Source organism: Photobacterium sanguinicancri (assembly GCF_024346675.1).
GTDB lineage: Bacteria > Pseudomonadota > Gammaproteobacteria > Enterobacterales > Vibrionaceae > Photobacterium > Photobacterium sanguinicancri.
This window is the reverse complement of sequence record NZ_AP024850.1, coordinates 2,300,392-2,322,995: the sequence shown is the minus strand read 5'-3', so window position 1 is coordinate 2,322,995 and position 22,604 is coordinate 2,300,392. Positions and strand designations below refer to the sequence as shown.

At 42.1% G+C, this 22,604-nt stretch carries 18 protein-coding genes and 1 tRNA gene; 14 read left to right on the top strand and 5 right to left on the bottom strand.

What is annotated here, in order from left to right:
• Positions 1 to 5 precede the first annotated feature (5 nt).
• The 6 genes from OCU87_RS10960 (at position 6) to OCU87_RS10935 (ending at position 8,800) form a co-directional block, all read left to right on the top strand.
• Entirely contained in the window at positions 6 to 1,856 is a 1,851-nt protein-coding gene (locus tag OCU87_RS10960) for a glycosyltransferase family 2 protein (protein WP_261857128.1), read from the top strand.
• The gene (locus OCU87_RS10955) at positions 1,846 to 3,165 is read left to right on the top strand and encodes a DUF3131 domain-containing protein (protein ID WP_261857127.1); all 1,320 of its coding nucleotides are present in this window, start codon (positions 1,846 to 1,848) and stop codon (positions 3,163 to 3,165) included. The genes OCU87_RS10960 and OCU87_RS10955 overlap by 11 nt, the downstream gene beginning before the upstream one ends.
• A 26-nt stretch (positions 3,166 to 3,191) precedes the next feature.
• Positions 3,192 to 4,589, top strand: a complete 1,398-nt coding sequence (locus OCU87_RS10950; protein WP_261857126.1) for a DUF3131 domain-containing protein — start codon at positions 3,192 to 3,194, stop codon at positions 4,587 to 4,589.
• A 22-nt stretch (positions 4,590 to 4,611) separates the two neighbouring features.
• On the top strand, positions 4,612 to 5,997 hold the full coding sequence (locus tag OCU87_RS10945) for a DUF3131 domain-containing protein (protein ID WP_062690869.1): 1,386 nt from the start codon (positions 4,612 to 4,614) through the stop codon (positions 5,995 to 5,997).
• Positions 5,994 to 7,196, top strand: coding sequence for a hypothetical protein (locus OCU87_RS10940; RefSeq protein ID WP_261857125.1), 1,203 nt, complete (start codon positions 5,994 to 5,996; stop codon positions 7,194 to 7,196). Before OCU87_RS10945 ends, OCU87_RS10940 begins: the two co-directional genes overlap by 4 nt.
• A 320-nt stretch (positions 7,197 to 7,516) precedes the next feature.
• On the top strand, positions 7,517 to 8,800 hold the full coding sequence (locus OCU87_RS10935) for a glycosyltransferase family protein (protein ID WP_315972474.1): 1,284 nt from the start codon (positions 7,517 to 7,519) through the stop codon (positions 8,798 to 8,800).
• A gap of 196 nt (positions 8,801 to 8,996) precedes the next feature.
• Here OCU87_RS10935 and OCU87_RS10930 read toward each other — a convergent pair whose 3' ends face one another.
• Positions 8,997 to 9,893 (bottom strand): LysR family transcriptional regulator, encoded by an 897-nt coding sequence (locus OCU87_RS10930; RefSeq protein WP_062690872.1) that lies wholly within the window; start codon positions 9,891 to 9,893, stop codon positions 8,997 to 8,999.
• A 206-nt stretch (positions 9,894 to 10,099) separates the two neighbouring features.
• On the opposite strand from OCU87_RS10930, the gene OCU87_RS10925 reads away from it, so the two are divergent.
• Both OCU87_RS10925 and OCU87_RS10920 read left to right on the top strand, forming a co-directional pair.
• Positions 10,100 to 11,356, top strand: coding sequence for an adenylosuccinate synthase (locus OCU87_RS10925; RefSeq protein ID WP_094956517.1), 1,257 nt, complete (start codon positions 10,100 to 10,102; stop codon positions 11,354 to 11,356).
• A gap of 247 nt (positions 11,357 to 11,603) precedes the next feature.
• Positions 11,604 to 11,693 (top strand) — tRNA-Ser (locus OCU87_RS10920).
• Positions 11,694 to 11,954: 261 nt separating this feature from the next.
• On the opposite strand, the gene OCU87_RS10915 is transcribed toward OCU87_RS10920, so the two are convergent.
• The 4 genes from OCU87_RS10915 to OCU87_RS10900 form a co-directional block, all read right to left on the bottom strand.
• Positions 11,955 to 14,873, bottom strand: a complete 2,919-nt coding sequence (locus tag OCU87_RS10915) for a serine/threonine protein kinase (protein WP_261857124.1) — start codon at positions 14,871 to 14,873, stop codon at positions 11,955 to 11,957.
• Positions 14,873 to 15,382: an ECF-type sigma factor gene (locus OCU87_RS10910; protein ID WP_261857123.1), complete on the bottom strand. Its 510-nt coding sequence runs from the start codon at positions 15,380 to 15,382 to the stop codon at positions 14,873 to 14,875. Before OCU87_RS10910 ends, OCU87_RS10915 begins: the two co-directional genes overlap by 1 nt.
• A 413-nt stretch (positions 15,383 to 15,795) precedes the next feature.
• A complete protein-coding gene (locus tag OCU87_RS10905; RefSeq protein WP_062690875.1) occupies positions 15,796 to 16,134 on the bottom strand; it encodes a hypothetical protein in 339 nt (112 codons plus the stop codon).
• 35 nt (positions 16,135 to 16,169) lie between these two features.
• On the bottom strand, positions 16,170 to 16,469 hold the full coding sequence (locus tag OCU87_RS10900; RefSeq protein WP_261857122.1) for a hypothetical protein: 300 nt from the start codon (positions 16,467 to 16,469) through the stop codon (positions 16,170 to 16,172).
• 665 nt (positions 16,470 to 17,134) lie between these two features.
• On the opposite strand from OCU87_RS10900, the gene OCU87_RS10895 reads away from it, so the two are divergent.
• Genes OCU87_RS10895 through OCU87_RS10870 form a run of 6 tightly spaced genes read left to right on the top strand, consistent with a single transcriptional unit; the run spans position 17,135 to position 22,604 of the window.
• Positions 17,135 to 17,674, top strand: a complete 540-nt coding sequence (locus OCU87_RS10895) for a hypothetical protein (RefSeq protein ID WP_261857121.1) — start codon at positions 17,135 to 17,137, stop codon at positions 17,672 to 17,674.
• 2 nt (positions 17,675 to 17,676) lie between these two features.
• Positions 17,677 to 20,601 (top strand): FtsK/SpoIIIE domain-containing protein, encoded by a 2,925-nt coding sequence (locus tag OCU87_RS10890; RefSeq protein WP_261857120.1) that lies wholly within the window; start codon positions 17,677 to 17,679, stop codon positions 20,599 to 20,601.
• Positions 20,602 to 20,603: 2 nt separating this feature from the next.
• The gene (locus OCU87_RS10885) at positions 20,604 to 20,873 is read left to right on the top strand and encodes a hypothetical protein (protein ID WP_261857119.1); all 270 of its coding nucleotides are present in this window, start codon (positions 20,604 to 20,606) and stop codon (positions 20,871 to 20,873) included.
• The gene (locus tag OCU87_RS10880) at positions 20,863 to 21,132 is read left to right on the top strand and encodes a hypothetical protein (RefSeq protein ID WP_261857118.1); all 270 of its coding nucleotides are present in this window, start codon (positions 20,863 to 20,865) and stop codon (positions 21,130 to 21,132) included. Before OCU87_RS10885 ends, OCU87_RS10880 begins: the two co-directional genes overlap by 11 nt.
• The gene (locus OCU87_RS10875) at positions 21,129 to 22,148 is read left to right on the top strand and encodes a hypothetical protein (protein WP_261857117.1); all 1,020 of its coding nucleotides are present in this window, start codon (positions 21,129 to 21,131) and stop codon (positions 22,146 to 22,148) included. Before OCU87_RS10880 ends, OCU87_RS10875 begins: the two co-directional genes overlap by 4 nt.
• Before the next feature lie 9 nt (positions 22,149 to 22,157).
• On the top strand, positions 22,158 to 22,604 hold the full coding sequence (locus OCU87_RS10870; protein ID WP_261857116.1) for a hypothetical protein: 447 nt from the start codon (positions 22,158 to 22,160) through the stop codon (positions 22,602 to 22,604).

Here is a 22,604-nt window from a genome sequence, read left to right as displayed (position 1 = left end):
TCTAGATGGATTTTTATTTTAAGGAGTTCGAGCATCGCAAGCCGCCAGAGCCTGTGCCGCATAGCATGTCACGTGAATTACTTTATCAGTATTTAGCGACATGTAATCTGACACTGGGTATTTGGTACTTGTGGTGGCGATGGACGTACGCACTGAATTATGAAGCAATGTGGTTCTCACTACCTTTGGCATTTGCTGAATCGTGCGCATTTATTGGTTCTATCTTATTTACCTTTAATTTATGGAAAACAAAAGATGAGCCACGTCGTGAACCACCACACAAAATTGCCGAGTGCGTGAGCGATTCTGAAGAAGATCGTCCCATCAGTGTTGATGTGTTTTTTCCCACCTACGATGAAGAACCTGAATTAGTGCGCTTGAGTATTTTGGATGCACAGAAAATTCGATACCCGCACGATATCGAGATGAAAATATTTATTCTTGATGATGGTAAGCGCCCAGCAATGGCTGCCTTAGCGGCAGAAATGGGGGTGGAATACTTAACACGAGAAGGTAACGCAGGCTTCAAAGCGGGTAACTTACGTAATGCACTAGAGCAAACATACGGTGACTTCATTGTTATTTGTGATGCCGATACGCGCCCATTCCCAACAATCTTAGAGCATACTCTTGGCTATTTCCGTGACCCCGATGTTGCTTGGGTACAAACGCCGCAATGGTTCTTTGATTTACCTGAGGGCGAGCGTTTACCACACTGGCTTGGTAAAAAAATGGGCGGTTTTGGCCGTTTAGTTGGTCGTGGTGTTGAACGTCTTTATGGACCAGTAACCTTAGGTGAAGACCCCTTCGTTAATGATCCGCAAATGTTCTACGACGTTATTCAACGTCGTCGCAACTGGGTGAATGCATCATTTTGTTGCGGCGCAGGCTCTATTCACCGTCGAGAAGCGGTAATGGAAGCGGCATTGCGTGCTTACAGTGAGCAAATTAGTAAAGAACATGATGAAGTTGAGCGCCAAATTCGTAAATTAACCAAAGAAAAAACGGTTGATAAGGACGTTTCGAATAACCTGCGCCAAGAGATTTTATTCGACACTGAGTTTACACCTTATAAATTTCACGTCTCAGAAGACATTTATACCTCGATTGTTCTGCATTCAGATACGGAGCGTAATTGGCGTTCAGTTCAGCATCCGCAAGTCGAAAGTAAAATGTTATCACCGCAAGATTTACAAACGTGGACGGTGCAACGTTTTAAATATTCTGGCGGCTCAATCGATATCTTTATGAATGATAATCCACTGTTCCGTAAAGGTATGAACTTTAAGCAAAAGTTAATGTATGGCGCGAGCTTCTGGTCTAACTTATCAGCAATTTGGAATATTATTTTCCTAGCGTGTCCAATCATTTATTTCTTAACCAGTATTGCACCGGTGAGCGCTTACGATACAACCTTCTACCTGCATTTCCTACCGTTTGTACTGACTGCTGAGCTTGCCATGATGATAGGTACATGGGGGGTTGCTGGCTATAAAGGGAAGACGAATTTCTTGTCCTTTTTCCCTGTTAACTTACGGGCCCTATGGACCGTATTGAGAGGGCGGAAAATCAGCTTCCCAACGACACCAAAAGAGCGTCAAAGCGGTACATTCTTTAAGATGATTATTCCGCAGCTAACAGTATTTGTATTGAGCTTATTTAGTATGTGCTTCGCTTGGGTTGGTTATACATCAGGTGCTTATGGTAGCTATTCGTTTGGTGGCCTAGTGCTTAATAGCTTTTGGATTATTAATAATATGATGGCGATGTGGGGAATGATTGCAGCCGCTTTCTGGTCACCACCAACAGATAAAGAGCAGGAACAAGGATCGGAGGAATTAGAATATGGAATTTAAAAAAGCACTTGTGAATGCACGGCACCACTTTGTCTTTATTGGAGGCTTAGTAACAGCGCTGATTGTAGCATTTACGATTGAAACGCGTGATTACGGCCAAGTACTCGGTAATATTACTTTTGAAGTATCAGAGCCAATCCCATTGCGTGAAAATCGCATTTTGACCGAGCAAGAGTACTTGTGGGCGAAAACCGCATGGCAATACTTTGATAATAACTACCAAGACAACACAGGGTTAGTTAACTCGGTAGATGGTTACCCATCAACAACCATGTGGGATACCGCGTCATACTTAATGGGATTGATTTCGGCAGAAAAACTGAATGTTGTGAGCCATGCAGAATTCACCCTTCGTATGGAGAAAGTGCTTAATACATTAGCGCGTATCCCTTTAATTGAAGGTCAATTACCGAATAAAGCCTATAACACACAAACGCTAGAAATGGTGGATTATGCTAACCAACCTGTGCCAAAAGGTATTGGTTGGTCTGCGATTGATATTGGTCGAATTTTGGTGCCATTTAATATTTTAATTTGGCAATACCCTGAGTTTAATAAGCCAGTGAATAATGTATTAAACCATTGGAACGTCACTGAAATGATCGACAAAGGTTACTTATACGGTTCGCGTCCAGCTGTAAAAGGTGATGGCTTTGAGTTGGTGCAAGAAGGCCGTATCGGTTATGAAGAATATGCATCGAAAGCGTTGTCATTAATGGGGCGAGATGTCTTTAATGCAATGAAATACATCGATTACTTAGACCTAGTTGAAATTGATGGCGTCGAGATCCCAACCGATAAACGTGATCCAGCTAAGTACCATGCACATAACTACGTCGTGAGTGAATCATATATCCTCGACAGCTTAGAGTTTGGTGCTGATAGTATTTCTAAAATCTTTGCTTTTCGCGTTTATAAAGCACAAGAAAATCGCTATGAGCGTACGGGGATTTTAACGGCAGTGAGTGAAGATAATGTCGATGAAGCACCGTACTTTGTTTACAACACGGTATTCTCTGACGGCAAAGAGTGGAATGCTATTTCAGATCAAGGGGATGATGCCTCGCATCTGAAAACCCTATCAACTAAGGCTGCATTTGGCTGGTATGCGCTTTACGACACCCCATATACCAGCTTGTTAATTGAAGATGCTCAAGCACTATCTTCGAAAGAAAAGGGTTGGTATTCAGGTCGCTATGAAAGTGATGGACGCATTAACAAAGCAATTACCGCGAATACTAATGGCATTGTTTTAGAGTCACTTGCTTACGTTCAAGACGGTACGTTGTTGAGCGTTGGTGTTAAGTAAAACGCAGCTTTGATAGGGAGTGTTGTATGCGTTATATCATTGTTTGCCTGATGGGACTATTGGCGGCTGGTTGCGGTAATAAATACAGTAGTTTGTCGGATGAAATTATCGAGCGACCTAACCACTGGGATGTGCCTAAACCTCGTCATGGTAAGCTGACGGAAAAAGAAATGGATATGGCTCGGATTGCTTGGAAGTATTTTGAAAATAACTTTCAAGAATCGACAGGTCTAGTGAACGCGGTAAATAACTACCCATCAGTCACATGGTGGGATGCTGCTTCGTATCTCGCAGGTATGACAAGTGCGCTTGAATTGGGGATCATTGAAAAAGAAGAGTTTGACCGCCGTCTAATTCGTTTTTTGACAACACTTAATACGATGCAGCTCTTTAAAGGAGAACTGCCGAACAAAGCTTATAACACCCAAACCGCTGCCATGGTGGATTATGGTAACCAACCGGGCGAAATAGGCTACTCGGCGCTTGATTTAGGTCGGTTGTTAATTTGGCTTCATATAATTAAAAACCGTTATCCAGAATATAGTACTGGTATCGATTCGGCGGTACTACGCTGGAATTTCTGTAATGTTGTTGATGAAACAGGCACCATGTTTGGTGCATTGCTTGAGAAAGACAAGCCAGTTCAGTACTTACAGGAAGGGCGCTTAGGTTATGAAGAATACGCTGCAAAAGGTTTCCAGTTATGGGGCTTTGATACCAGTCAAGCTTCGATGCCAGAGCCTTATAGCACCATAAACTTGTATGGTTACGACATACCTTATGACACCCGAGATCCGCGAAAACTAAAGGCGCACAGCTATGTAGTAACAGAAAGCTTTGTGCTTGATGGCGTTGAAATGGGATGGGATTTAACATCTGATAAAACACCGCATGATTCAAACTACTCCAATGAATGGATGGCGGAATTTGCGCTTCAAATTTACCGTGTTCAAGAAGCTAGATATGAAGCAACCGGTATTATCACCGCGCGTACAGAACACCAGTTAGCAGGTGCGCCTTACTTCGTCTATGACACGATTTACACTGATGGCTATGCTTGGAATACCATTTCTGAAGTGGGTGAGTATTTACCGCAATACTCAGCTGTCGCTGTTAAAGGTGCAATGGGTCTTTGGGTGTTATGGGACACCGAATATACTGATTTAGTGTTTGACCATATTTCGAACCTTTACGATCGTGAAAAAGGATTTTACGAGGGAATGTTTGAAAATGGTACGGGATTAATTAACACCTTTACCTCGAACAATAACGGGATTACATTGGAAATATTACTTTATAAACAAGAAGGTAAGTTGTTGACGTATTTAGACAACCCGCCTGTTAGTTTATGGGATAAAGCATTGGAATCACCGTTTGGTTATGAAGGACAGTGTTTGCCAAGAAAAACACTTAATAAGAAATAATTTCTCAAATAAAGGGATGTAGATGTTGAGAAAGGGACTTATTGCATGCTCGCTGTTGGCACTAACTTCTTGTGGGGTGGTGTATCAGGGCGTGCAAGATGGTTTAACAACAATGAACACCTCCCAAGTGTTAAGACAAGGGCGTTATGGTGAATTAACTGAGCAAGAATTAGCTTGGGCTCAAACTGCATGGGTATATGTAGAAAATAATACCCAATTGCAAACGGGCTTGGTTAATTCGATTGATAATTACCCTTCAACAAATATGTCGTCATTAGCTGATTATTTAGTTGCGCTGATGGCGGCACAAGAATTTGAATTTATTACCAGTAAAGAACATGACGAGCGATTATCGTTAGTCTTAAATTTTCTAAATAAAATGCCTTTGAGTTCTATCGGTGTGCCAAATAAAGTCTACAACACCACCACAGGTCAAATGGTCGATTATGGTAACCAACCAAAAGACATTGGTTGGTCATCGATTGATGTTGGTCGTTTGCTTATTGTTCTCGCCATGACCAAACAACGTAACCCTGAATTTTCAGAATATATCGATAAGGCCGTTTTACGGTGGAATTTCTGTGAGCTGGTAACAAATGAAGGCGAATTATACGGCGGAGTAGTGAAAGATGATGGGCAAATCTTTCGCTATAAAGAAGGCCGTTTAGGGATAGAAGAGTACACGTCGTATGGCTACCTTGATTGGCAAGTTGTGCCACAAAAAGCGATGCGTTTAGACCCCTACGAAGTGATCACCATTAACGGTATTGATATTATGTTTGACGGCCGTGATCCGCGTGATTACGACGTACTTCGCCCTGTTTATAGTAATCCATTCTTGAAGCTTGGGCTTGAGTTTAACTGGGATGACATTAACGATAATACGAGTAGTGATGCGAAGCATACTAATGACACTTTAGCCGCAATGGCTGATTCGCTCTACCGCGTACAAGAATCTAGATGGGATAAAGAACGGATATATACCGCGCGAGGTTCACATGTTGTGAGTGGTGCTCCGTATTTTGTTTATGACAGTATTTATGCATTGGGCACCCCTTGGATTACGGTGGCTGAAGATGGTAGCGACCACGATGAACTGGCTTTGATTTCGACTCAGGCTGCCTTTCAAATGTGGACACTCTGGAAAACAGACTATACCGATAGATTAATGGTCTTGGTTCGAGAGTTATATGATGCAGACCGTGGGTGGTACGAAGGGCGCTATGAACTTACGAGTGGTTATGAAAAAAGTATTACATTGAATACCAATGCCGGTGTATTGGAAGCATTGTTATATAAAGCTAACGGTAAACTCTATCAGCCGAATAAAGCACTGGAATACCGTGATGTTAAGTTTAATTCTCGATTTGACCACCCTGGAAGATGCTTAGTGGAGACGTTCAAATGAGCTTATTCATACAGAATTTAATTACGTCTGATTTAGTTAAAATACGCGGAAAAACTGGCTTTCTCATTTTGTGCTTACTGACTGTTTTGGTGCCCATACGTGCTGTTATTGCTTCACCTGTCGATGTTGAAATCAGTTTATACAGTAAGGCGACATTCTTGGCTAAATCTGGTCGTTATAAACAAGCGGCTGAACAGTACCATCGTTTATCTATTCTTTTTTTAAGTTCAGAAGCCAAGCTTGGCCGTAAAAATATGTGGCAATATGCGGGGCTTGCTGAAGCATTGGCGGCTATTGCGGCGGACAAAACTAACAGCGCGAAGGCTTATCAATATTGGGCAGATAGCATGCGCTACTTTATGACAGGGGGAACTAACTGGGATCAGATGAAGCAAAAGCTCCATATGCGTTATGAAGCGGCTAACACGCAGTTATCAACTCAACTTCAGATCAATGACTTTACCGCAACCATCGACGAACATTGGCAAAATGAATTGGATACACTGCAAGCTTGGGATGAAAAATTAAATTTCTTTTCATTTACCAGCCCTCAACTTGGTTTAGTTGATCGTCAGCAAGTAGGCTCATCGTCAGTGAACTTATCTGGGACTAAACCACAAGTTGGATATCAACCACCATCATCTTCGGGGAAAAAGCTCAGCGGTTTAAATAATAGCTTTACTCAAAATAAGCAGTTTCAACCCATAGTCACTTCTGCTCCTGAATTACCGACAGTACCTGATTCGTCTGAGGCAAATGTATCTACAGTGGATGGGGCACTTAACCAAATACAAAACCAAGACGCAAAACAAACAGAGCAAGGTAAGGTAGAACAAAGAAACAAGGTCAGTGGATCACAAATGGCGGCATCGATGACACCAGCCAGAGCACTTGAAGCACCGGTGATCCCCGCTAATCCTAATCTTGTTCAGACTAAAAGTGATCCTCAGGTTGAACAACAAGATGCAGTCAGCAATGTCGTCGTATTACCCATAGATGAAATTTCATTTAACGAACAAGCTAGTAAAGGAAAAGAACTAACAGAAAAAGCGCCTAATCAAGGTGCATTAGAGCTAGTCCCTGCACCAAATAAGATGCAAAATCCAATGGCAAAAGGAAACCTTGCGACATTAGAAGACGTGACAGTAACGCCACTACAGCGTCGAAGCTTTGCTCCTATCACTGTGGAGAGTGAATGAGTGGTAAAGAAAAGTAATTAAACCGCTTAATTTATCGTTTAGACCAAGCCTCAATAAGGCTCTGGAAGTGCCGTCAGAGCACGGCTGACTTGTCCTTCATGCCTGATAATTCCCTATATATTTCATCCTCTAAGCAAGAGAGTGAGCTTAGATCTCATCTTTAGAAAAACCTCTACATTAGAGCAAATAAAAGCAGACATTTATTTGGCTTAGTTGCATATGGTTACTAGTCTTTAAATAGACCCTATAGGCAACATATTGCTGATCGATTGTTTGTTTAGCTTCGCTTTTAGGTGACTAATTCTCACAAGGACTAAAGGATGAGCGAGATGACTGTATCGGAGAAAGTGATTCAACAGGTGCTACTTTCAGCGAGTGACTATTTTGATCTGACAGAGGCGACTCATCAGCATAAGTTGCTGAAACTAGCGAACACCTTGTATTGCTTGAAAGATGTAACAATAGGGCGATATCAGGAGATTGCCGCTCAACCTAACTGTCCGCTTGAATTTAAATTAGCAGTGAAACTTGTAGAGTCTCGTCGCTATTTACTCACAGTGACTAAACCTGTCACTGTTGGTGTGGTGTTTGCTATGTGGGGTGAACATAACCGTTTGAATATGAAAGACGCGACGAATCCACATGGCGAAGATTCACTTCGAGTTAAAATAGAACAACTGAACTGGGTTACACAGGGAACGGTTGTTGATTGGATTTTATACCCCGTTGATGATGGTTGTCCGCATAACAGTTATAACATCGCAAATAAGATTGCTAAAGGCAGTGTCAACTCACAGCAAGTGAAGGTGCTGAAATTGTCGGATGCACTACCTGCGGCTGATGGCCCGTTAAAAAATTTAGCATCGGTTGACGACTCTCGAAAAGGTGGCGCTATTATTTATGGTTGTCAAACAGCCCTTGCAGATGGCGTTGAGTGTGTCGTGTATACCGATGCCGATAACTCCGTTCATCTTGGTCAGTTAGGCTTATTACTCAAGCCATTCATCTCAAATCATCACCATGTTATTTTGGGCAATCGTAAGCACCCAGATTCAATTCTGATTAAACAAGAAGAGCGTTGGGGTGTGGGTATAAAAACGTTGCGTCATATGCAACGAATGATAGGGCAAGAGATCTTTTCAAAAGGGATCAAAGATACACAAGCCGCGTTCAAACTTTATGGCGCAGGTGTATTAAAAGAGATCATTAAAAAGCCAACGGTATATGATTTTTCGTTTGATACAGATTGGATTTTAGCGGCAATGCAAATGAAGCAACCTATTGCGACGATTCCTTTTGCTTTTATTGATTCAGCAGCAGAATCAGCGTCAGTCGTTCAAGGCCCGATGACAACCTGGTACACCTTGCTAGATGGTTTAGTGAAAGCTGTTCGCGCACGTCATGCTGAGCATGATCTCACGATGGCGAGTGTATTTGATCAAGAAGTGAAGTCACATGAAGATCTTGAAGCTATTATTAATGTCTTGCCCATTGAATTAGCAGACGCTGATGATGCTGATTTAGGCGACCCAAAATTAATGTCACCCGCCGCTGTCAAAGAGTGGATCGTCAAAATGAAGCAACCACAAACGGTTACTTTTTGAACCTGATTTTTCCGAATAATAGCCAAAGATAATATCAGTACCCTTTGCCCCTTTTCCTTGGGGCTTTTTTATCCCTGACCTGACCTGACCTGACCTGACCTGACCTGACCTGACCTGAAATGTATGTATACATAAATACCAACCCCTGATTTCAGATAATAAGTGCGTTCATTTAAGCTAAGCGGAAAAGGCTGGATCAGCTGTGCTGAGAGTTCGTTATTTCTTCGCCTACCCATTGTAGAAGCTGTTTAATGGCACGCGATAACACCTGATTTTGTCTAACGATATAGCCTAAGCTGGTGGTAGGAAAATCAGGTAATGGGGTGATTGTACTTTTCAGATTAAGCTTAGGGTGAAGCGAGAACGCTGGCACAATAGCAATCCCAAAACCTGCTTCAGCCCAGTCGATTTGAGCGTCAACACTACCTACTTCCATAATGCGATATTTGGGTAATTGTAAACTGGGTAACGCCAGATCGATAAGATCACGTGTTCGAGTATCGTGGCCAAGTAATATTAATGTAGGCACTTCATCAGACAGAGTACAGTCATGGCTGTTGGCTTGTTGTTGCCATGCATGTAATCCATCACCTAAAGCACACCATCGAACTTGCCGTAATTCAGTAAAGTGCAAAGGCTGACTTTCCTTTTGGGCAATAACAAAACCGAGATCAGCCTTAGCACTTTTAACTAATGCTGCCGCTTGTGTCGAGGTCGTGTTAAATAAAGATAAATCAATGCCAGGGAACTCTCGCTTAAAAGATTGAAAAGGTTTAATGAGTAATAAGCGAGAAATAATGTCACTTGCAGCAATGGAGACGGTCCCTTGACTCATGTCGTTAATGGCGTTGAGATCGGCCTGACAAACTTGTAACTCTTGTAGTGAACGTTGTGCACTTTTCAGTAGACGCTCACCCGCTTGAGTGAGGCGAAAAGGGTTTCGCTCAATTAATTTAACACGCGTTGTTTTCTCTAACTGCTTGATATGTAAGCTAACATTTGGCTGTGTCATGTGAAGCTCTGTGGCTGTCTTCCCGAAGTGTTCAAGCCGAGCTAATGTGACGAAAGTGTTTAGCCAATGTAGGTCAAGCATATGAGATCCTTACCGTTATTCAACTGTGATTAATATTGCCGATTTTAGCGAAATCACGACAAACTGTGTGTATTCATTGAACATATTCTATCGGATGGCAAGCAAAAGGTCATATGGAATTCTTATTAGGCTAATAACAATTATTAATTTCTCTTATTGCTTGATGAGGCATAGCATGATGTCTTCGCTTTTAAGGAGAGTTAATTATGTCGTCTATCGTTGTTGTTGGTGCTAACTGGGGTGATGAAGGCAAAGGCCGTATCGTTGATTTCTTGGCAGAGAAAGCTTCGGCAAGCATCCGTTTCCAAGGTGGTAATAACGCAGGTCACACTGTAGTGAATGACTTAGGTACATTCAAATTACACCAACTACCAAGCGGCGTATTTAACCCTGATTGTTTAGCGGTTTTGGGCCCAGGCATGGTAATTAGCCCAGAGCATCTAACCAAAGAAATCGAAGAAGTGGCAGCTGCTGGCGTAAAAGTGAATCTGTGTATTTCAGATCGTGCAACACTGTGTTTACCGCTTCATGCTCTTGAAGATACATTAGAAGAAGAACGTTTAGGCGATGGTGCTTATGGTTCAACGCGTCAAGGTATTGCACCTGCATACGGCGACCGCGTTATGAAAAAAGGCATCTTAGTGGGTTGGTTACAACAGCCTGAAGTATTGCTTGAACGTATTCAATTCATGATGGATTGGAAACTTCCACAGCTTAGAGCTTTGTACCCATCGTTTAAGTTTGAGCAAACAGCAGAAGAAATGACCCAGTGGTTACTTGACGTGTCTGCACCTTGGCGCGATGCGATTTGTAACGTAACGCAACCGCTTAAAGCACTACAAGCTAAAGGTGAAAACCTATTGTTTGAAGCGCAGCTAGGTGCGGGCCGTGATTTGGTTTACGGAGAATACCCGTGGACAACATCATCAAATGTTATCTCAACATATGCAGGTATTGGCAGTGGTTTACCTGCACTTCGCCCTGAATGTGTTATCGCAGTAGCTAAAGCATTTAGTTCATCTGTAGGCACAGGTACTTTGGTTACAGCAATGGAAGAGCAAGATGCTTTCCGTGAAGCTGCTAACGAGTTTGGTGCAACCACGGGTCGCCCACGTGATATGGGTTACTTTGATGCAGTTGCAACCCGTAATGGTGTTGAGATCCAAGCAGCTACAGAGATCGCTCTAACAAAAGTGGACTGCTTAAGTGGTCTGACAGATCTGAAAATCTGTGTGGGTTACGACGGTGATCACAGTGAAAACCCAATTTGGCCACAAACTGCCTCTTTGGCGCCTGTTTATGAGCAAATGGAAGGTTGGAATGAAGACATCACGTCGTGCCGCAAATTCGAAGAGTTACCGAAAGCAGCGCAAGCTTACGTATTACGCATTGAAGAACTGATGGGCGTACCTGTAAAAATGGTATCGGTTGGCCCTGGTCGTGAACAAATGATCATGCGTTAATAAGTTGACTGCAAATTAGCAGTAAGAGAAAGGCAGTGTTACTTAGGTGATGCTGCCTTTTTTGTATGATGTGGCGAATTGAGCTCCGTGCTTACTGAGTAAATTGTTATCATTTATTTGCCGTGGTTAATTTAATGATAACAAAGGATGTCTCGTGCGTAAAAGTCTGATTTGGTTGTATAAAATTACATCGATTGGTGTATTTGGGCTTTACAGCATCCTCCGATGTTCGTAATATACGCCCCATGGAGAGATGGCTGAGTGGTCGAAAGCACCGGTCTTGAAAACCGGCGGCGGTTTATCCCGTCCTAGGGTTCAAATCCCTATCTCTCCGCCACATTAGAAAAAACCGCTGAAATTTCAGCGGTTTTTTTTCGTCTGAATTTTATGACTAGAGATAGGGTGCCGAACCCTAGATCAGGGTTCACCTGAGCGAAGCGAAAGCACATTGCCCGTGCCGAAGGCGCATAAAGGCTTTGAATCAAATCCGCCATACCTAAAGCGCTCCGCCATCTTTAAAGAAGCCAGCTTAATTGCTGGCTTTTTTGTATGCATGAATATCGGTAGGTAATACAATCTAGATACTCGTTTTAACGGGTTATAGGCGTGAGACCTTCTGGATAGAAACAGCCAACTTATATAGATCTGAGCGATAAGAAAACTGCTGGGGGCTTAACTTATAGTCTTGCCAGAGCTGTAGAGCGGCTGCGGTATTATTATTTTGAAGGTATCCATTGGCTAAAAATAACACCTGCATCTTGGTGAAATCTGACGGATGATTATTGGTTTTTCTTGCAAGTAAATTGACCAACAGATTTATGCTGCGCTGGGTATATCCTGCTTGTAATAGTTGCTGTGCATAACAGGTTATAGCTTCTTCCATCAAAGGTGCTGTACTTATGATTCGTGCAACTGCTTTATCGGTACTTTGGTGATTTAATAGCCTCGAAAAGAAGGCATGACTTTGGCTATGATGACCTGTTATTCGGGTGGCATAGTGGAGATAGACGTTTTTTTCCAGCCAATCAAGATGCTCAGGAAGTGCATCTTGAAGCATCAAGCTTGATTGCTTTACTTCACGTTCCTTGAGTAACGTCTCAAACAATTCAAAGTAGGGATCAAGAGTCAGCAGCCGCTGATCATCTTGTGCCATCGAAAGTGCTTTATATGTATTAAAAGCTTGGTGAAAACTTTGCCAGTCGCGCTGAAAAATAGCGACGATCATCTGCGACGGTGCTGTAGTAAACAGAGGTTGGATTTCAGCACTTATTTGAAAGTGTGTAGACTCGTCTAATTGCAAAACCTCATTTGCTTTCTGGATATCGCCTAAGAGTAAATACGCACTGGCTAAAGAATTAATGGCATTACTGGATAGTGCTACTGTTTCGCCATACTTGCTGATGATGCTCTTTTCAACGGCTCGGAGCGAAGCCTTAGACTTTTCTGGATCGCGAAGATCCACCATAGTTAGAGGCTCAAAGGACAAGGTTTTGGTGTTGAGGGGCAGTGCTTTTGCCCTTAGCGATTGGTATAAATCTGAAAAGTGCTGTGCTTTCTCCACAAGGTTAAAGCCATAAGCAATATTTTTGGCCAAGTTAGCAGCCCTGTATTTATTGCTTGCCGTAGAGGTACTTTGAATCCAGTCTTCTAAAAAAGTAATGACTGCATGCTTCATGTGCTCGGGAATGTGGACGGTGCTAGTGACATATTGATTAGAGAGAAGCATTAAGATGTCATGCTTTTCATCAAATGCGAGCTGTGACCAGGTTTGGCGATCCTGCGCGGCTGAATCCAGAATTTCGCCAGTGATCTCTTGAATCAAAGTTTGGTGTTGCAATGGCTCACTGTGTGGATATTGAATCAACTCTGCAAACAACCTCCAGTCATTGCTAGTCCTATGAGAAGACTTCGCCAAGTAATGCCAGTTTTCAGTGGCAAGCGTCTGTTTTGGGCAAAAGTCACTCTCACTTTCTATTGGCTTCTGCTGTTGGCAATCAGGTGTCGAGATCATAATCCCCCGACTATTTTTTAACTGCAAAACCTTAATGTCAGCTTGTTCGTCACTGCTATAACGCACTTGATGCTTGGATAAGATAGAAAGTAGAGTACCTGCGATCTTGTATTCCTGCAGAGCTTGTAGCCCCATGACAAGTACTTTGCCCGTTTGGAAGTGAGCACCAGCAGTCAGCATATGGTGCGAATCAAGCCACTGAGTCGATGCGTGCAAGTACAGGCTAACTATTGTCGGGCTTTCAAAGGAGTGAAAAAGCGCGGGTTGCGAAAATAATAAGACATTTGATAACTGTTCAATCACCTCATCGGTCGTTTGTTTTTCTGCGATGAGATCAAAGTGTTTGTGTATGAACGAGACTGAGCCTATTAGTAGAAGTAAGGCTGCACTGACTAATGTTCCTGAGATCAGAGGATGGCGCAATACACGTTTTTGTATTCTATAGGTAAGCTTTTGCGAATAGGCATTAACAGGATAGCCCTTTAGCCATCGATCTACATCCTCCCGCATCTCATCAGCATCTCGGTATCTTTTTTCTGCGTCTGGGTGAATGGCTTTCGTTATAATGGCAGTGCTCTCACGGCAAAAACCATTGGCAATCAGGTAAGGTATGCGCGGTTCAGAATCAAGGGGTAAGTCTGTTTCAGTGTGTTTTCCCTCTGAGAGTAAGTAAAAAAACAATACACCTAGTGAGTAAATGTCAGATCGAGAACGATACCAAATTCCAAGCTTTTGTTCTGGTGGACTCCAGTGGTGAGAAAAGGCATTGATGTAGTCTTCTTCTACTTTGTCGTTAAGAGGAGGAATATCATCAAGTCGTTTAGAAAAACCTAAATCAATGATTTTGATGTTGCTTTGCTCATCCACAAGTAAGTTCTGAGGCTTTAAATCACCATGATAAAGCCCGTGGCGATGAGCGTAGGCCATACCATCTAATAATTGTTGCAGTAATTTAAGCCGCTTTGTTTTTGATGGGCGAGATGCCAAAAGAAAGGTATCTAGCTGGTTTCCGTTTACAAATTCAGTGACGATACAAAGTGCCCCGTCAATCTCACCTGAACCATAAAGTTTACAAATATAAGGATTATTAAGTGCTGTTAAGTTACTTGCTTCTCTATAAAACAAGCGCTGGCGTTCACGTAAAGTGAGAACGCTACCTCTGAGTATTTTTACTGCAGCATAGTGGCGGTTTTGCTCTGATGTTTCTGGCGATACGATAGTCTGAACAGCTAGATATACTTGCCCTGTTGCACCACCTTCGGAAAGTATTTTGACTATTTTAAATCCCATGACTTCTTTACCTATGAAGTCAGGCGCCGCTTTCTGATTTGTCTGGAAAGAGAAAAGGTCATTGCTCGTTACTGTGAGGTTTCCACTAGAAAACATGAGCATGGATTCTAGATCTTCAGCAAGCGTCTTATCACGCTCCCTGATCTTATTAATCTGGATTTTTTGCTGTTCTGGTGTTAACTCTAGCAGATCGGCATAAAGGTCAGAGGCTTCCACTATGATAAGGCTTTTCTAAGATAGTTGGTTGCAAATAACAGGCGGTTATTCACTGTTCGCTCTGTTACGTTCTGCAGCATGGCAATTTCTTTATTTGTCGATGCGGAAAAATGCTTATATTCAAATGCATCAGCTTGAGAGGGGTAGCGCTCTCTCAGCTTATTTAAAACCAAGTATAAGTCTCGACTTAGAGATAAGTCTGGAATGTGTACCGTCGACCTTAATTGTTCAATATCAGCATAGTCCTTTTTCTTATCGTCTTTAATCTGTTTTGCTTCATGTTCACTAAAGAGCAAATGCCATACAGAGCGGCGCACATAATCTACAAACTCTTTACGGTGAGTAAATGGTGTTTCATCGTTTCGCCATTTATTTAACTTAACAATTGCTTCATGCGTGAGTTCGGTTGCACTCGCTTGAATAAAGATAGTCTCAACGGGTTTATTTTTATCAGAGCAATCCTTGAATGATGCTATAAATATCTTGATAAGCGGTAATGAAAAAGGCATTTGATTTCTCTTTGTCACGAGATTGCCAACCTGCGAGTATTTCAGTCGCATTATGTGCTTGTAAAAGGCATTGCTTATCTTTCATGCGGTAATTGTTTTATATGGAAGGTTAGGCTTTGTGTCCTATAAGTCTGTAGATAAATATAGCCATGCGCAAGCGGAAACGCGTAATAACAATATAAGTGGTGGTTTTTTAAACGTGAAGCTTAGTTATATATAGCGTGGTTTTTCTTTGCAAAGGCGGAAGTGTGATTTTACAGTTTTAAGTTCTGTAAAATAATATTTGAGTGTATATTTAATGATAGGGTAAAAGTAAAAAAATGCGATTTTATAATATTTGGCATTGAGGATGCACTATATTAGTAAAAAGCACTAGAACTATAATCAGCTCTAGTACTCAATTTAATTAAATATTAAACCAATTCCCATGTGCCATCGATATTTCGGAAAGTGAAGTTGTCGTCAATCTGGTTAGATTCATCTGCGGCAACACCCATAATCATCCCTTTTACTTGTGCATCGGCTTTGACATTACATTTGACATCACTACCTTCTTTTTCCTCAACGGCTTTACATTCTGATAAGTCAAAATTGTCGAATGTAATTTGGGCTGTATCACCCAAGTTTTCTTTAATTGAGTTTTCGAATGCGGCTTGTGCTTCCTTTTCTGACGGTAGCTCAGAACCACAACCAACCAGAAGGACAACAAGAGGTAATGCACAGTATTTAGCGCTATTTATAATTCTATTCATTTGATTTTAATGCTCTTTTAATGGTTTTGGTAAAGTTATTGTGGCGATGTTTGGTTCAATTCAGAGGTAAGCAAAGCTTCATTAAAAGCAATGATTTCTTTGTTAACGGAGAACATACCCCATAGCCAAAGGATGAACGCAATGAAGAGTGGGGCGATTAGGAAAGAGGTCACCATACAAGCAATAAACAGAATCATAATAATAATCCCCTTAATCGGAGAACCACTGTAAATATGACCTGCGCCTGGTAAAATGCAGCTCATTACAATTCCTAGGGTTTTATTTTTCATCTGGTTTTTAATGCGCTCTGCATTAATTGCGTTGTCGTAGCTCATATTGAATTCCTATTCGGTGTCGATATGCTCGCTATAGTCCTCATTTTGACTCTGGTGGTAAAGGTACGGAAAAATTAGCATTAAGCGAAAATTATTTTAAAATTATTTATATTGTTCAAATTGATTAATTATTGATCGTTTGGGGGTTTCGCTTATTGACAAAATGTCAAAATATATAAGTATATGCATACTAAGTACTTGTATTTTTCATATCAAAACTCAGCGCTTAAATTATCTATATTTGATGGGTTATTGTTCAGTAGGAATTGCTTTATTTAAGCCATTAACTTGAATAGTCAGTGTGTATATTTACATATTTATTTTCTAATAAAGGCACTAATGGTTATTAGTTGACCTTACTTAGGCATGCTATTAGCTATGCTATTAAATGATTTGTCTAAGGTTGCGTGTGAATATTCCCAGCTGCAGGTAAGAATTGTACCGTACTGGTATCAGCGCGACCCCAGGATAATTCCCTATGGGTATTAATATTATTGATGCACTGCATTAATAATAGTGGTGGTTTATCCATCAATACTAGCGGTGAATTTAAATATCTAGAATGCAGTGATTAGCGTTGAATATTAAATACCTTTAACAGGATTATTGGTTTAGTGAGTCAGCCAATAATGCTGTAAAGATTAAGAGAATAAGGATTGAAGGGAGTGAAAGGTTTGATGTCGCCTCAGGTCGTAAACAACCATATTGATGATTTAATTAAGGAAGTCCAAGCAGTATCTCAACAAAAGCAACAAGCAGAAAAAGCAGCTTCTAACGTAACAAGTTATGTAGGAAGTATTAATGAGATGCGTGGTAAAAATAAAACGTCATACGAACTATTTTTGGCGGAGAAAGCACTGCCTCAAATAGCAGAGAAGATTGGCTCGAATTTAATGAGTAAAAGAATGGCTGATGAGTATCATGCATCTCAGCCAGAAGCATATGCGAAACATCAGCGTCTTAGTGCCGATTTCTGTGAGCTGTCAAAGCAATTGCTTAGAGGGCATCAGGCCTATGTTGAAAGCACGCGAGTGTTAGACCAGAAACAAACACAGATGGAAGCTGAAAAGAAAGTGCTTGAAATCGCAGCAGCTGAAGCCTCACAAGCTGCAAAGTTAAAACGAAATGCAATGATGAAAAAGCTACTTTGCACTGGTCTTTTTATGGCGGCTGTTGCGGCGTTTATTTCTAAGCAAGTGGGATAATCATGTTTACTCAAAAAGAAATCGAAAAGTCCCTTGAAGCAAAATCGGGAAAAAATGGCGAAGCGTATGTCTCGTGGGATGCACTTAAAGAACAGGCAGTATCAGCGAATCGCACATTCTGTGACACCAAAGGTCAATGGTTAACGTCTTACGATGAATTAGCCAATTGCGCATCATCTCATGCTGAGTCTCTCCCGCAATATTGTGACGATCTTCTTATCCGCTTAAGTGAACAAGAGTTAGCGAGCTGCGCTTCTTTACGCAATGCGCTAGAAGCACTGCCAGCACCGCTACAAGCAGAGTTATGCAAAGTTGATTGGTCAGGCTATACCTTTGATGAGCAGCTAATGCCATATGATGTTGTTGTTGGGTATCAAGGCTTGGCTTTACCTGACGGTAGAAAGGTCAATATACCGGCTATGATGCCATTTTTATCGACATCGAATTGTTTTGTTATTGGCAATCGTGGCAATGATGATGCAATTAATGAAGTACATAAACTGGTTATTCGCTTGAATGCCACTATGCCATACACGAGTCAGTTTAGTTTGTTAGACCCGGCAAATGGCGGTAAATCTTTTCTCTACAATAAAAATATTCCTTATAAAAGAATGATAGAGAAAGACATTTGTAAGGTACTTGAAGAGATTGAAGATGATGCTTTGCGTATCCGTCAGACTTTCTTAGATCAGACTACACAAAGATTACATGATGTAGACGAGACTATTCGTAGCAATGAACGTTTTGAGTTTATTGTTGCGGCAAACTTCCCGTCAGGCTATGACCGCCGTGCGATTGAGTTGCTAGCATCTATTGCGAATAACGCGACCGATACAGGCAAGTACGTCATTCTTCATTTAGATAACGAACAAAACTACCCTAATGGCACATCGTTGGATATGTTTAAGTCTCGCTATAATGTTGTTGCTCAGCGCCAAGTCGTAGATCAACTAAGTACAACAAATGATAGCGAAACAAACTACAGCGAAAAATTAACTGACGATGTTATTACCCGTTTTTTCGATAGCTTATCTCAAGCTAAACCCCAAGAACGTAAGTTAGCCTTTACTGATGTTGTGAGTACAGTAAACGCTGACATGTGGCAGGGTGATGCATCGAACGAACTACGTTCTGCAATTGGTGGTTCTGGCTCTAAGATGAACGACCTTGAAATATGGTTTGGTGAAAGCAAAGATGGCCGAAGTAGCTCTCACGGTATGCTTGGCGCAACCACGGGTGCAGGTAAATCTTACCTTTACCATGCGTTTATTATGGGTCTGGCTTGCCAGTATTCACCAGAAGAACTTGAGTTCTATCTTATTGATGGCAAGCAAGGGGTCGAGTTTCAGTCATACTCGGATTTACCGCATGCCAAAGTGGTCTCACTCAAAACATCCCCTCAACTTGCTCGTAGTGTTGTTGATGAACTTACCCAAGAGATGGAAAGACGCAATGAACTGTTCCAACGCTTAGGTGTAACGAACTTCGGTGGTTACCGTGAAGCAGGTTCGCCCGAAGGAAAACTGCCGCGCATTATGCTGATTGTCGATGAATACCAAGTGTTGTTCGAGGATGATCGGGACGGTGTGGGTTCTGAGCTGATGTACAAATTAGCGGCGCAAGCCCGAAGTGCAGGTATTCATATGTTCGTTGGTTCCCAGCGTTTTGGTGCGCCGGGAATGCAAAAGCAGCAGCATATATTCGGTAACATCCATTTACGAGTAGGGATGAAAATGACATCGGCAGATGTCACCTCGCTGCAAGAATTTGGACATAACGGTAAGCGTTTACTACGCGCGTGTAAGGAACCTGGTCAGGCTGTTGTTAACGATGGAGCTGGTGACGATGAACGTAATGTGGCGGGTCGAGTTGCCTTCTTAGATAACGATTCCCGCAGCGCATTGATCCAGCAATTAGCACAGAAATGGCAACAACATAAAGCGCTCGATTGCCTTCACAAAGCCATTTTATTAGATGGTTCAGGCCAACCAGAATTACGCCATAACCCTCAATTAGCGCAGTTACTCAATCATGCCTCTCGACCAAGTGAACAAGCTTGGACACAATTTGCTAATACGTCGCCACATCTTGGTGGGTTAGGCGAGAAAGAGTGGTATGCCGTTGAGTCTCCAGCTGTTTTTTGGTTAGGCCAAGAGCTGAATATCCATGGTCATGCAAATGTAATTATTCGTCGTCGCCCACATGAGCATATTTTGATCACCGGTGAGAGTAATGAAGCTCGCTTGGGGATGATGAGCGCTGCTTTAGCACAACTACCACTGAACTTTTCCCCTGACCGGTACGAAGCTGTGGTTTATGAACGCAGCATTAAAGGTTCACCTTGGCATGGTGCGATGTCATGCAGTGTGCCTCAGCAATCTGCTGTCACCGTGTTAGAAAAAGCGCGTGAATTTGAAGAAAAAATCACGGAAGTTCATGAGACATTAGAGCAAAGGCGTGGACTGTATGAAGACGAAGTTGGTGAACTCCCATCGATTTTTATCTTCTGTAATGATTTTCAGCGTGCGACTGAATTGCAAATGAAAGCAGGTAAATTCGGCGTGAATGAACCATCGGATACGGCTAAAAAACTTATCCAGATTTTGGATGCAGGTGCTGAATTTGGTATTCACCTTGTGATAGCGAGCGATAGTGTGCGCGCGTTACAGAAAGTGTTTAATCGCCACGATATCGACAATGTTCGTCATAAAGTGGCGCTGCAAATGTCGGAAGATGACAGTTTCTCTTTGCTGAAAGTGAGGTCTGCGTCTCAACTGCAGGTAGATGGTAAAAACCCGGTCAATGCGCTCTATGTTGACCATACCCAAAATCGACCGAATCATTTCAAACCTTATTTCTTTAACGATATTGATGATCATAAAGCCAAGATGGATCACTTGTTCAACCGAATGTCTGATTGGGAGTAATCATGTCTCTGAATGAAACTGAAGAAAAGATGCATCGATTCGTTGATGGCTTGGTTGAGTTTCAGGAAGTTTTTCAAAAACGCCAGTCAGCTTGGCTGGCGTTAATTGAGGAGAACCTTCCTTTATTAGACGAAGACGATCGACGTTATTTAGAACCTGCGTTACGTGAATTAGAGGGGGATCTTCTCCTTCTATCTCGTCTTGTGCCAGATATAACCGATGTAGTTTCTCATCGCCTCTCGATATTAAGAAGGTACCTCAATGAAGAATAACGAGATTCAAAAGCGCCAGCATGCACGAGAAACAATTTTACGAGCTACCCAAGTGCTAGGCACAAGTTTGTATGAAGCTGCTGATGAGTTGCAAGGCCAATGGTTAGCGCTTAAAGATACCTATCATGGCGTTGGTGCTGAAGATACTGAAACGTATTTTCAGCAGATATCGGCTTGTGGTGTGCAAGTTCAGGAGCATGTAGACAGGATCGCTTCATTGGCCGTTCATTCAGATAAAGCGTCTAGGGGGGAACAATGAGCCCTGTATTGCTGATTTATCAGTTTGGTGAACTTAAGCATCAATTAGAGCAAAGCCAGTATTTCTTAAACGAGTTTTTGCAGGGTGCAGATGATCTCCACAATTTAACGGTGGAGCATGCAGAAAGGGCGGCTTCAGATCTTGCTGCGAATGAAATGCGTGTTGAATCTTGGGTGACTGTCCTTTCTGCATTAAAAGGTGATGTGAAAGAACAGCGTCAAAAAAACAATGAGAACAAAACAAGATTAGCGGCGTTGAAAGAAGAGTCGGCTGAAAACACGCGTGTCGGCGCTAAATTAGTTTCATTTTGGGCTGACCAACTGAGTAAGGCTAAGCAATGGGAATCGAGGGCACGTGCTGCCGTTAATGTTGTGAGAGTGCAGTACCAAGAAGCACGTGTTTCAGCAGATAAAGCCAGAGCCGAACATGCTAGTGCACTGTCAAGTCTTAGGAGTTTGCAAGAGCAAGTTTCTCATGTCGAGGTCACGCAACCAGATGGTACTAAGCGTGTAGAGCGCAGAGGGCCATGTACGGCTGCAGCGCAAAGGGCTGAGTCTGCAGCGAAATCCACCATGAATAAGTTTGTGGCAATCGAAAATAAGGCGCTAGCGGCATTAAAGCAGGCAGAAGCTGAGTTAAAGAAAGCCGTTTATCAAGTCGAGGGCAGCAGAGCGGCGTTAGCAAATTCAGAACATGTAAGAGAAGTCGCTTATCAGCAACAAGAGCGATCTAATCGCTCTTACCGATTCTTTTTAGATGAGAGCCGTAACTTGGATGGGGTTGCCGAAGGCATTGATGCGATTGAAATTAAATATAAAAAAATGCAATCCCAATGTTCAGTACTAAGCCAAAAATTGGCTTTACTCCATCAGCGTAATGACAGCAATTTCATTGAGCTACGTAACGCCAATACATCATTAGAAGAACTAGAGACAGTCAATTACCAGCTTAAACGTTCGCTAAAATCAAAATCAGATTTGTTAGCTGCATTTGATCAGCCCCTACGGACGGAATAAGGAGCATATATGCCTAGTTTTGAGCATCACTATCATAAAACATCTTGTGACGCATTACTGTCAGAGCTTGAGAGTGTGCGTTATCAAGTGTCTGTCTTCAAAGAAGATGTACGAACAATTCGAGCTATTTGGGCCGACAACGCTGCAATCAATGCCGAACGTCGGTATCTAGCCCCAATAGATGCGCACCAAAATTCGGTTATTCAGTCTTTTTCAGACCAAATAGAAAATGCGGATGCTTGTCAGCAATTATTTCAACATCTCCATGATCTTTTACTGATCTGTTATGCAGACGAAGAGCAATGTGTTTACACACAGGAGGCCGCTGAACGGAAAAATGCATTGGGCCAGCAGTCTCAAAAGAGCGGGCTGAAATTTGAAAAAGACTACTGTGATAACCGCCATTTGTTTCAAGAAGCATTGAGCGCCACTTACACTCATATAGAACCTATCTAA